This window comes from Halorubrum tibetense (genome assembly GCF_042661865.1).
In the GTDB taxonomy this organism is placed as follows: Archaea; Halobacteriota; Halobacteria; order Halobacteriales; family Haloferacaceae; genus Halorubrum; species Halorubrum tibetense.
Window position 1 is genome coordinate 1 of record NZ_JBHSWW010000074.1, and the last position, 9496, is coordinate 9496.

At 65.0% G+C, this 9496-nt stretch carries 9 protein-coding genes, 1 tRNA gene and 1 pseudogene; 6 read left to right on the forward strand and 5 right to left on the reverse strand.

Annotated features, from left to right (window positions below):
- Nucleotides 1-1119, reverse strand: a 1119-nt coding sequence (mutL, locus tag ACFQEU_RS07040; RefSeq protein ID WP_379780655.1) for a DNA mismatch repair endonuclease MutL, incomplete at its 3' end; no start/stop codon positions are given.
- 552 nt (nt 1120-1671) lie between these two features.
- Nucleotides 1672-2805 carry an ABC transporter ATP-binding protein gene (locus ACFQEU_RS07045; RefSeq protein ID WP_379780658.1) on the reverse strand — a complete coding sequence of 378 codons (1134 nt, stop codon included), beginning with the start codon at nt 2803-2805 and terminating at the stop codon, nt 1672-1674.
- Nucleotides 2806-2957: 152 nt separating this feature from the next.
- On the opposite strand from ACFQEU_RS07045, the gene ACFQEU_RS07050 reads away from it, so the two are divergent.
- The 3 genes from ACFQEU_RS07050 to ACFQEU_RS07060 are packed head-to-tail and all read left to right on the forward strand — an operon-like array spanning nt 2958 to nt 6280.
- Nucleotides 2958-4169, forward strand: a complete 1212-nt coding sequence (locus ACFQEU_RS07050; protein ID WP_379780660.1) for a substrate-binding domain-containing protein — start codon at nt 2958-2960, stop codon at nt 4167-4169.
- A gap of 21 nt (nt 4170-4190) precedes the next feature.
- The gene (locus tag ACFQEU_RS07055; RefSeq protein ID WP_379780662.1) at nt 4191-5219 is read left to right on the forward strand and encodes a carbohydrate ABC transporter permease; all 1029 of its coding nucleotides are present in this window, start codon (nt 4191-4193) and stop codon (nt 5217-5219) included.
- Complete coding sequence (locus tag ACFQEU_RS07060) at nt 5216-6280, forward strand: sugar ABC transporter permease (RefSeq protein ID WP_379780664.1); 1065 nt, start codon at nt 5216-5218, stop codon at nt 6278-6280. Before ACFQEU_RS07055 ends, ACFQEU_RS07060 begins: the two co-directional genes overlap by 4 nt.
- An 852-nt stretch (nt 6281-7132) precedes the next feature.
- On the opposite strand, the gene ACFQEU_RS07065 is transcribed toward ACFQEU_RS07060, so the two are convergent.
- A tRNA-Leu gene (locus tag ACFQEU_RS07065) sits at nt 7133-7217 on the reverse strand.
- A gap of 92 nt (nt 7218-7309) precedes the next feature.
- On the opposite strand from ACFQEU_RS07065, the gene ACFQEU_RS07070 reads away from it, so the two are divergent.
- The 3 genes from ACFQEU_RS07070 (at nt 7310) to ACFQEU_RS07080 (ending at nt 8450) form a co-directional block, all read left to right on the forward strand.
- Nucleotides 7310-7618, forward strand: coding sequence for a transcription initiation factor IIB family protein (locus ACFQEU_RS07070; RefSeq protein ID WP_379780666.1), 309 nt, complete (start codon nt 7310-7312; stop codon nt 7616-7618).
- A gap of 215 nt (nt 7619-7833) precedes the next feature.
- A complete protein-coding gene (locus ACFQEU_RS07075; protein ID WP_379780668.1) occupies nt 7834-8250 on the forward strand; it encodes a DUF2178 domain-containing protein in 417 nt (138 codons plus the stop codon).
- Nucleotides 8247-8450, forward strand: coding sequence for a helix-turn-helix transcriptional regulator (locus ACFQEU_RS07080; protein WP_379780670.1), 204 nt, complete (start codon nt 8247-8249; stop codon nt 8448-8450). The genes ACFQEU_RS07075 and ACFQEU_RS07080 overlap by 4 nt, the downstream gene beginning before the upstream one ends.
- A 15-nt stretch (nt 8451-8465) precedes the next feature.
- On the opposite strand, the gene ACFQEU_RS07085 is transcribed toward ACFQEU_RS07080, so the two are convergent.
- Both ACFQEU_RS07085 and ACFQEU_RS07090 read right to left on the reverse strand, forming a co-directional pair.
- Entirely contained in the window at nt 8466-9104 is a 639-nt protein-coding gene (locus ACFQEU_RS07085) for a fibrillarin-like rRNA/tRNA 2'-O-methyltransferase (protein WP_379780672.1), read from the reverse strand.
- Nucleotides 9097-9496, reverse strand: a pseudogene (locus ACFQEU_RS07090) (NOP5/NOP56 family protein); the annotation flags it as partial. The gene ACFQEU_RS07085 and the pseudogene ACFQEU_RS07090, both read right to left, overlap by 8 nt.

Below are 9496 nucleotides of genomic sequence, written 5' to 3' on the forward strand. Positions count from 1 at the left end.
GACCTCGTCGGGCGCGGACTCTCCGCGCGGCGCGGTCGACCGGATCAACCCGTGGTCGAGCAGCGCCGACTCGACCGCGTCGGCGACCGCCGACCTGACGGCGGTCGACTCGTCGAACCTGACCTCCAGCTTGCGTGGGTGGACGTTGACGTCGACGTCGTCGGGCGGCACCTCGACGAAGAGGACGGTAAACGGGTACCGGTCCGGGGCGAGCTGGCCGCCGTAGGCGTCGAGAACGGCCTCACGGAGCACGCTCGCGGTGACGTAGCGGTCGTTGACGTACGTGCCGAGGTAGTCCCGGCTCGCCCGGGTCGTCTCCGGGTGAGAGACGAGTCCGGTGACCCGGATTACGGGCGGGTCCTCGTCGTCGCCGTCGATCGTCGCCTCGCCGTCGACCGCCGCCCCAGCGTCGCCGCCGGCCGACCCCGGAGTCCAGTCGACATCGATCATCGATTCGGCGACCTCCCGACCGTAGACGGCCAACACCGCCGAGCGGAGGTCGCCGTTCCCCTCCGTCGCGAACGTCTCCCGACCGTCGTGTTCGAGGGAGACGGCGACATCGGGGTTCGCGAGCGCATAGCTCGTGACGACCGTGTTGACGTGGTCGAACTCCGTCGCCACCCGTTTGAGGAACTTCTTTCTGGCGGGCGTATTATAAAAGAGGTCCCCGACCTCGACGACGGTTCCCGTCGGGCAGCCGGCGGGCCGTACCTCGCCGATCGATCCGCCCTCGACGGTGATCTCCGCGCCGGCGTCGGCCCCGGGGGGTTTCGACCGAACCGTGAGCCGCGAGACGCCGCCGACCGTGTACAGCGCCTCGCCGCGGAACCCGAGGGTGGCGACGCCCGCGTCGAGGTCCTCGATGTCCCCGATCTTCGAGGTGGCGTGTTCGGCGACCGCCGCCTCCAGCTGGTCGGCCGGGATCCCGACGCCGTCGTCGCGAACGCGGATCCCCTCCGTGCCGTCGGCCTCGACGCTCACCGCGATCCGGGTCGCACCCGCGTCTAGGCTGTTCTCGATCAGCTCCTTGACGACGCTGGCCGGGCGCTCGACGACCTCGCCCGCCGCGATCCGCTGGATCGTCCGCTCGTCCAACCGCTCGATCTCGGGCGGCTCCATCACTGTCCCGTACTCCGACGAGCGCGCACTTCAAACCGTCCCCCTCGGCGACGCCGGAGGAGCGTGGACGGGTTCGGGGACGCGGATCCGAGAGAACCTATCGTGAGCGGCGACGACGATAAACCAACGCGGTGGCGTGGCTCCAAGCGGTCGGGCGCAGCGAGGCCGTGAGTAAGGAGGGGCCGGAGGCCCCTCTGACAGCCGGCGGCTTTGCCCCCGGCGAGAGCCCGCGAGGGAGTCGGCGGCGATCGAGCGAAGCGAGGGCGAGGACGACGAGGGTGGGGACGGGTGAGGAGCTGTACGGACGGGATACAAGAGGGCAGTCACCGGACTACGTCCGCAGCCTGAGGCTTCGACCGCGATCTCCGCCGGCTCACGAGCACCTGTTTATAAGCAAACTGTCGAGACTGAACGCGGCCACCGCCGGACCACGATCGACCACGTATTCGCCAAGCCTCAAGATACGCGGGCGACGAAGCGCCCACTCTGACAACGTCGTCGCGCCACAAGAGCAGATTATATACTCGCGCCAACCGCCGACGCGGTTTCGCTTCAGGGGGCCACCGTTTCCGGTTCGACCTCACGGAGGAACACGTCCTCGCCGGTCTCCGGGTCGAACAGGTGGAGGTCGCGCTCGTCGAAGTCGATCCCGACCACGTCGTCGGGTTCGGGTTTGATGTCCGGCCGCGAGCGCGCGAGGAAGTCGTCAGTGAGCGCGAGGTGCACGTAGTTGTCCGAGCCGATCGGTTCGACGACCTCGACGGTCGTGGTAACGATCTCGTTCCCCTTCGGCTCCTCGATCACGGAGACGTTCTCCGGGCGGATCCCGAGAGTGTACGCCGAGTCGCGGAGGTCGTGGCCCCGCAGATACTGGTCGCTGAGCGGGAGCTCGAAGCCGGCGGCCTCATTGACGAGCGTCGTGGTGTCCCCGGTCGTATCGACATCGACATCGACGAAGTTCATCGCGGGCGATCCGATGAACCCCGCCACGAACCGGTTGACCGGGTTCTCGTACACTTCGGTCGGCTTCCCAACTTGCTGGAGCTGCCCCTCGTCGAGAATGGCGAGGCGGTCGCCCATCGTCATCGCCTCCTCTTGGTCGTGGGTGACGTACATCGCCGTGACGCCGAACTCCTTCTGGAGCTTCTGGATCTCCGCGCGCATCTCCGTCCGTAGCTTGGCGTCGAGGTTCGAGAGCGGCTCGTCGAACAGGAACACTTCGGGCTCACGGGCGATCGCGCGTCCGAGCGCGACGCGCTGTTTCTGGCCGCCGGAGAGCTCGTCGGGCTTGTCGTCGAGGAGCTCCTCGATCCCCATCATCTCGGCCATCTCCCGGACGCGCTCGTGACGCTCGTCTTTCGTCATCTCGGTACTCATCTTGAGACCGAACGCCATGTTCTCGCGAACGGTTTTGTGCGGGTACAGCGCGTAGTTCTGGAACACCATGGCGACGGAGCGGTTCTTCGCGTGGACGTCCGTCACGTCCTCGTCGTCGAAGTGGATCGTCCCGGCGGTCGGCTCTTCGAGGCCAGCGACCATCCGGAGCGTCGTCGTCTTCCCGCAGCCGGACGGACCGACGACGGTGACGAACTCGCCGTCCTCGATCTCGAGGTCCACGTCGTCGACGGCGACGATGGTTCCCCTATCGAACTCCTTTCTGAGGCTGTCGAGTGTGACTTCCGCCATTTCCCTGAACAGATGTCTCCCGGCTTATTAGTCCTTCGGCGTATCGGCAAACTGTGAGGAACGATCTCATCGTATATCGAGAGATCCTAAACCACACGAACGATCCCAAAAACTAAATGTATGAAGATGTAATTCATCGTTTGTTGCAAGCCATGAACGCAAACCGACGGACACTACTCAAAGCGATGGGGGGATCGGCAGCGATCGCGGCCTTAGCGGGCTGTTCCGACGACGACGGGGTTTCCGGTCCGACGATGTGGACCGATCTCGCGGACGCGGAAGACGAGGACATGCAGGCGGCGATCGCTGCGTACGAGGAGGAAACGGGGCTCGAGCTCACACAGGAGGAGCCCGGTGGCGACCTCGACCAGCAGATCGAGACCGCGATCCCGGCCGGCGACGGTCCCCACTCGTGGATCTGGGCGCACGACTGGGTCGGCCGCTTCGCCGTCCGCGAGGAGCCGGAGTTCCTCTACGACGCGAGCGACGACATCGACGTCGACCTCGACGCGTACACCGGCGCGGCCCGCGACGCGGTCCAGTTCGACGGGGCCGTTCACGGACTCCCGTTCGCCTCCGAGACGGTCACCCTCTACTACAACGAGGACATGGTCGACGAGCCGCCCGAGACGCTGGACGAGATGGTCGACATCATGGAGGATTTCCACGACCCGGCAAACGGGGAGTACGGCCTCTCCTACCCCGCAACCGACCCATACTTCGCGAGCGGGTTCCTTCAGGCGTACGGCGGAGACCTCTACGACGAGGACGCGCTCGAGGTCACCGTCGACAGCGACGAGTGTAAACAGGGGCTCGAGGCGCTCGAAACCCTGTTCGACTACATTCCCGAGGACCCGGGTTACGAGTCACAGATCATCGTCTTCGCGGACGAGCTCGCGCCGTTCGCGATCAACGGACCGTGGGAGCTCGGAAACCTCAACGAGGAGGTCGAGAACGTCGGCGTCGCGGAGCTGCCGACCGTCGACGGCAACCACCCCCGGACCTACTCCGGGATCCAGATGTTCTACTTCAGCTCCATGCTCGCGGACGCGGAAGATGACACTCTCGACGCGATCACCGGCTTCGCGGAGTGGTACACGACTAACGAGGAGACCGTCCTCGACAACGCGGATAACCACGGGTTCATTCCCGTTCTGGAAGCGGCCGTCACGGACGCCGATCTCTCCGACGAGGTCGAGGCGTTCGCTCAGCAGGTCGACCACGGCGTCCCGATGCCGACTCACCCGGACATGGACAGCGTCTGGGAGCCGGTCGAAGAGGCGCTGACGCGCGTCTTCAACGAGGACCAGGCGGGCGACGAGGCCCTCGACCAGGCCGCCTCGGAGATCCGCGAGCGCCTGTAAGGCTTCCGGCACAACACCATTATGGCCTCATCAACCGGTAGTGTGGGTCGGCTGTCGCAGCTCCGGGAGGCGTCGCCCTTCTCCAGTCGTGACTGGGGGCTGCTCCTCGTCGTTCCCGGCATGATCCTCTTTTCGAGTTTCATGCTGTACCCGATCTTCTATCTGTTTTATATTTCACTGACCGACGCGACGTTCGCCGGGTCTGTCATCGGCGGCAGCGCGGAGCTGATCGGCTTGGACAACTACGTCCAGCTGCTGAGCGACTCGCAGTTCTGGACGTCGATGTCGACGACGTGGCTGTTCGTGGCAGTCTCGCTCGTGATCAAAGTGTTCGTCGCCGTCGGGATCGCGCTCCTGTTGAACCACGCCAGAGTCGCCGGGAAACGATACATGCGGGCGGCGGTGATCGTCCCGCTCGGCTTCCCGGCCATCTTCACGATCACGGTCTGGCGCGGGATGTTCAGTGACGCTCGGTTCGGCGTGTTCAACGTGGTTTTGGACCGGTACAACACGTTCATGCTGTGGATCGGCGAGGCGGTCGACACGGTCGTCTTCTTCGCGAGCGTCTCCGTGCCACAGGCGCTGTTGGTCGACGTGCCGGTCGGCTTCCTCAGCGGTCGCTGGGAGGCGTTCTTCGCGTACGTCACGACGGAGGTGTGGTTGGCGTACCCGTTCATGGTGATCATCATCGTGAGCGCGCTTCAAGACGTTCCCCGCGAGCTCCACGAGGCGGCGAAAGTCGATGGCGCGGGGTACTTCCACCGGTTCACCACGGTGACGCTGCCTGCAATCAGACGGCCGGTACTGTTCGCGTCGATACTCACGGGCGCGACGTCGTTCCAGCAGTTCCTGATCCCATGGGTGTTCAACCAGGGTGGTCCGGCGAGGCAAAACGAGCTGATAATCGTGTACGGCTATCGGGAGGCGCTCAACTTCAACGAGTTCGGCCTCTCGGCGGCGATCCTGATCGTCGCGATCGCGTTCGTCGGGCTGTTCATGTACTTCGCCGTGAAGTACGGGCGGCTCGCCGAGGGGGTGGCTGACTCATGAGCTGGCTCCGCTCGGCCGCGGACCTGCTCCGCGCGAAGCTCGTCAGTTTCGCGACGGCACCCAAGCGCGCGGTCGTACTGATGCAGCGGGCGGTGTACGACGTCCGGAACGGGAACCGGACCGCCCTTGACGTCGGGGCGAGCGTGGCGATGACCCTACTCGGGTTCGCCATGCTGCTCGTCCTGTTGTTCCCGCTGTACTGGATCACCGCCGCGTCGCTCGCGGAGGGCACTCGGCTGTTCAACACGGATGGTATCTTCCCCGATCCGACGACGTACAACCTGGAGGCGTACCGCTGGGTGATCTTCGAGTCCGACTTCTTCTTCGAGAGCGGCGACTGGGGTTACCCCACGATCACGCTCGGCGGAAGCGGACTGCTCCCGATCGCCTTCGAGTGGGCCGGCACCGACACCGGCCCGGGTGCGCTGTTCAACAGCCTCTACATCGTCACCGTGACGATCGTCGTCGGCTTCTCGATGATCGTCCCCGCCGCATACGCGTTCTCGCGGCGGAGCTTCATCGCCCGCAAGCGGATCCTCTACGGCTACGTGCTGTTCACACAGATCGGGGCCGGGCTCTCGATCGCGACGCTCGTCGCCCTCTACTCGCTGTTTAGCAGCTATGGGCTGACGAACAACTTGTTCATTCTCGGGCTGTTCTACGCTGCCGGCGCGATCCCGTTCAACACGTGGCTACTGAAGACGTACATGGACAACATCCCCGTCTCCTACGAGGAGGCGGCGATGGTCGACGGCGCGAGCTTCCTCGAGACGATCCGGGAGATCATCATCCCCCTGACGAAACCGGGACTCGCCGTCATCCTCATCTTCGTCTGGCTCGCCGGCTGGAACGAGTTCATTATCGCACAGACTCTGCTCAGTCCGGAGAACTACCCGCTCTCGGTCGAGCTGTACAACCTCGCGACTGAGGGGCGATTCCAGACGCCGTGGACGCGGTTCGCTGCGTTCGCGAACCTGTTCGCGCTCCCCGTCGCGATCGTCTACTTCATGGCTCAGCGGTCGGTCGAAAGCGGCCTCTCGTTCGGCGGGATGGAAGGGTAGCACCACACCCTCCCGGCAGCCGTTTTATATTCGATCCGTTGAGATCCACACTGAGTGAGACGTTCGGATCCGGTCCGGGTCGGTACCGACACGAATGTGAGCGATTGCGAGAGTGGGTATCGCAGTACGGATGATCGGTTGTTTATAAGAGAGCGCTGGTGTTGCTGGCGGCTGTTTATAAATGGTTGCTGTCGTGATGAACACGTCCAAAGCCCCAGCCGCTCGGGTATAATTCGTTGCTGGCGCGGTAAAAATCTTCAAAGCCCCACCCGCGACGGCTCGCGCGCCTTGTTGTGCGCCTCGCTCAGTCGCTATCGCTCCCTCGCTGCGGTGCTTACTGCGGCGGGCTTCGCCCTCGCGACTGCCCCTTTGAGTCCCACCCCGCACGGCGGCCACACCTCACACCTCCCCAACCTCGCCGCGGCTGTTTTTAAAAACAGCCGCGGGCTCCCTCGCACCGTCGGTTCGCGCCTTATAAAGGCGCGAACCGGGGCGCGCCACCGCCCTGCTTATTTATAAGCAATCGTCGCATCACTCTCGAGCAGTTATATACTATCTCGTCACAGCCGTTTTACCATACCCACGCCCGGCATCGATCGCGATCTGCCCTTCGCTCATTTCGTTCGTTTGTGCGCGGGGCCGGATTCGAACCGGATGAAACCTCGCTTCGCTCCGTACCCTGCTTCGAATCCTGCGCGCATACATGCCTCTCACATTTGTTCGAGGCAGTATGCGCGGGACCGGATTCGAACCGAGGCGAGAAATGCTCGCTCACTTCGTTCGCTGCGCCTTTCTCGCGGGGCTCAAATCCGCTCCTGCTCCCTCGCTCAGTCGCTACGCTCTTTCGCTCAGTGCGCGGGACCGGATTCGAACCGGCGGACCCCTACGGGATAGCGTCCTAAGCGCTACGCCTTTGGCCTGGCTCGGCAACCCGCGCGCGCCCCGATATAACTCGAACCGACTCAAGAACCTAACGAACTGCACCGCCCCCACGGACCGTTTTTATATGCCGGTCGCCAACGGACCGGTATGTACCGGGCGAGCGACCGAGTCGACAACGAGGAGTGGATCTCGCGGCTCGAAGCCGCGTGTGCGGAGCTCGACCTCGACGACGAGGTGTGTTCGACTGCGGTCGACGTCTTCCTCTCGGGCGTCCCGGACACCGACCGATCGAAGGCCGCGACCGCGGCCGCCAGCCTGTACGCCGCCGCGCTGATCCGCGGGCAAGAGCGGCCACAGTCCGCCGTCGCCGACGCGATGGACGTCTCCCGGCTCTCCGTCCAGAGCCGGTGGAAGCCCCTCCTCAAGGACGCCGGGTTCTCCCCGCCGACTTGGTGATCGGCTCCCGATCGCTCCCGGCCCCCGACGTTCACCGTGCTCCTGACGCTGATAGTACACGCCACGCACACTGGCTTGCTGTCGCCGCTCTCCCGCTTCGACGTCAACCGTTCTCGGATCCCCCTGAAACGCCGAACGCCCCGATAGATTTATGTATGGTTGTAAAGCACACTATACTGTAAAGCGTGCTTTACGGAACGGACGCTTTACATATCATGAACGGACACGAAACTCCCGCAAGAAAACGGCTCTCCAGGCGGAAACGCTACAAACGACTGATGTACGGCCTCCTCTTTGGAGGGATCCTCGCGCTATGGGCCGGGATGTATTTCGATCGATTCCTCGTCGGCGTCCTGCTTTACTGGGGCGGCTTCTTCGGAATGATAGCCATCTGGCAGCTCAGTCCGGTGACGCTGTACGACGAACGCGACACCGCCATCGAGCGGAAGGCAAGCGACTACACGCTCGGCGTCTTCGCGTTCGTCTTCGTCCTCGGTGCTCCCGGCGGGATCGCCTTGGAGGAGGGCGGCGTCCTCGAACTCCCGGCCGCCTTCGACGGCGCGATGTGGACGCTGTTCGCGATATACGTCGTCTTCGGGGCCGTCTACACCGTGCTTCGACGGCGATCATGAGAAACGACATCCGCGAACGGCGGGCCGAAACCGGCGAGAGTCAGGCCGATCTCGCCGCCTCGGTCGGCGTCACCAGACAGAGCATCAACGCCATCGAACGCGGCCGGTACGACCCCTCGCTGGAGCTGGCGTTCGCGCTCGCGGATCACTTCGACTGCCGGATCGAGGACCTGTTCGACCCGGAACCCGACGAGGGGTAGCCCCGCTTTCGGGACCTATCTCGGCGTCGCGACGACACCGAGGTGGTCCTCGTGGAACCGGTCGAGTCGATCGGTTTCGAGCACCTCGTAGGCGTCACGGAGCCGATCGAGTGCCTCCTCGAACACCGCTTCCGGCGACGCGGTGGCGTCCTCGCTACGCGCCTTGATCGCGAGCAGGAGCCGCCCGTCATCGGCCAAAAACCGCGCGTTCCGCACAGCCACGTCCGCCTGCCCACGGCTGGCAACGTCTTGGATGATCGCGTCAACGTCGGACTCGACGACGTGTGCGTACGTTCGCGGCTTCCGCGCGTCCTTCAGAAGGGGAAACAGCCGGTCGCGGTCCGCGGCGGCGTCGAGCAGGTCCCGCGTCGGGCGGGGCGCGAACTCCACCGCGTACGTCGGACCGGCGAAGTCGGCAACGTGGCTCACCGTGGTCCCGCTCGCGGCACCGAGGTACAACACCGTCTCGCCGCCCGCGAGTCCCGTATCGAACCCGAGCTCCAACATCCCGCCGAGCTTGGATCGCCCGGGGTCCCAAGCGCGCCAGTCGCCCGCCGTGGGCTCGCCGTACACCGGCGATCCACGGGTCGCTAACTCCGTTTCACCGTCGAACGGGCGTCGCTCGACGCCGTCGGGGATCGACTGGTCACTCATTCCCGTCACCCCCGACCGCCGAGCGCGCGCGGATCGTCTCCATCCGATCCCGGAGGTCGGCGTGAATCGACTCGCGGCGCTCGCCGGAGTAGTGGTCGACCCGGGCCGCGAGCGTCAGTTTGCCCGCGAGCGCCCGTGCGGCGGACCCGCGGTCAGCTGGCGGGGTCCCCCGGACGAACTCGTGCGTGTAGATGATCCCGTGTTTCGGCGACGGCGCACGGCCGGAGAGATGTGCGAACAGCGCGTCCTCCGCGCCAAGCACCTGGACGGTCCCGGAGGGCTTCTTCGCCAGCGACTCCAACCCGCCGGCCAGCGCGATCAGCCGTGCGGCGAGCTCCGGGCCCGCCATCTCCGTCAGGTTGGGCGCGACTGCGGGGGCGACCCGCTCTATC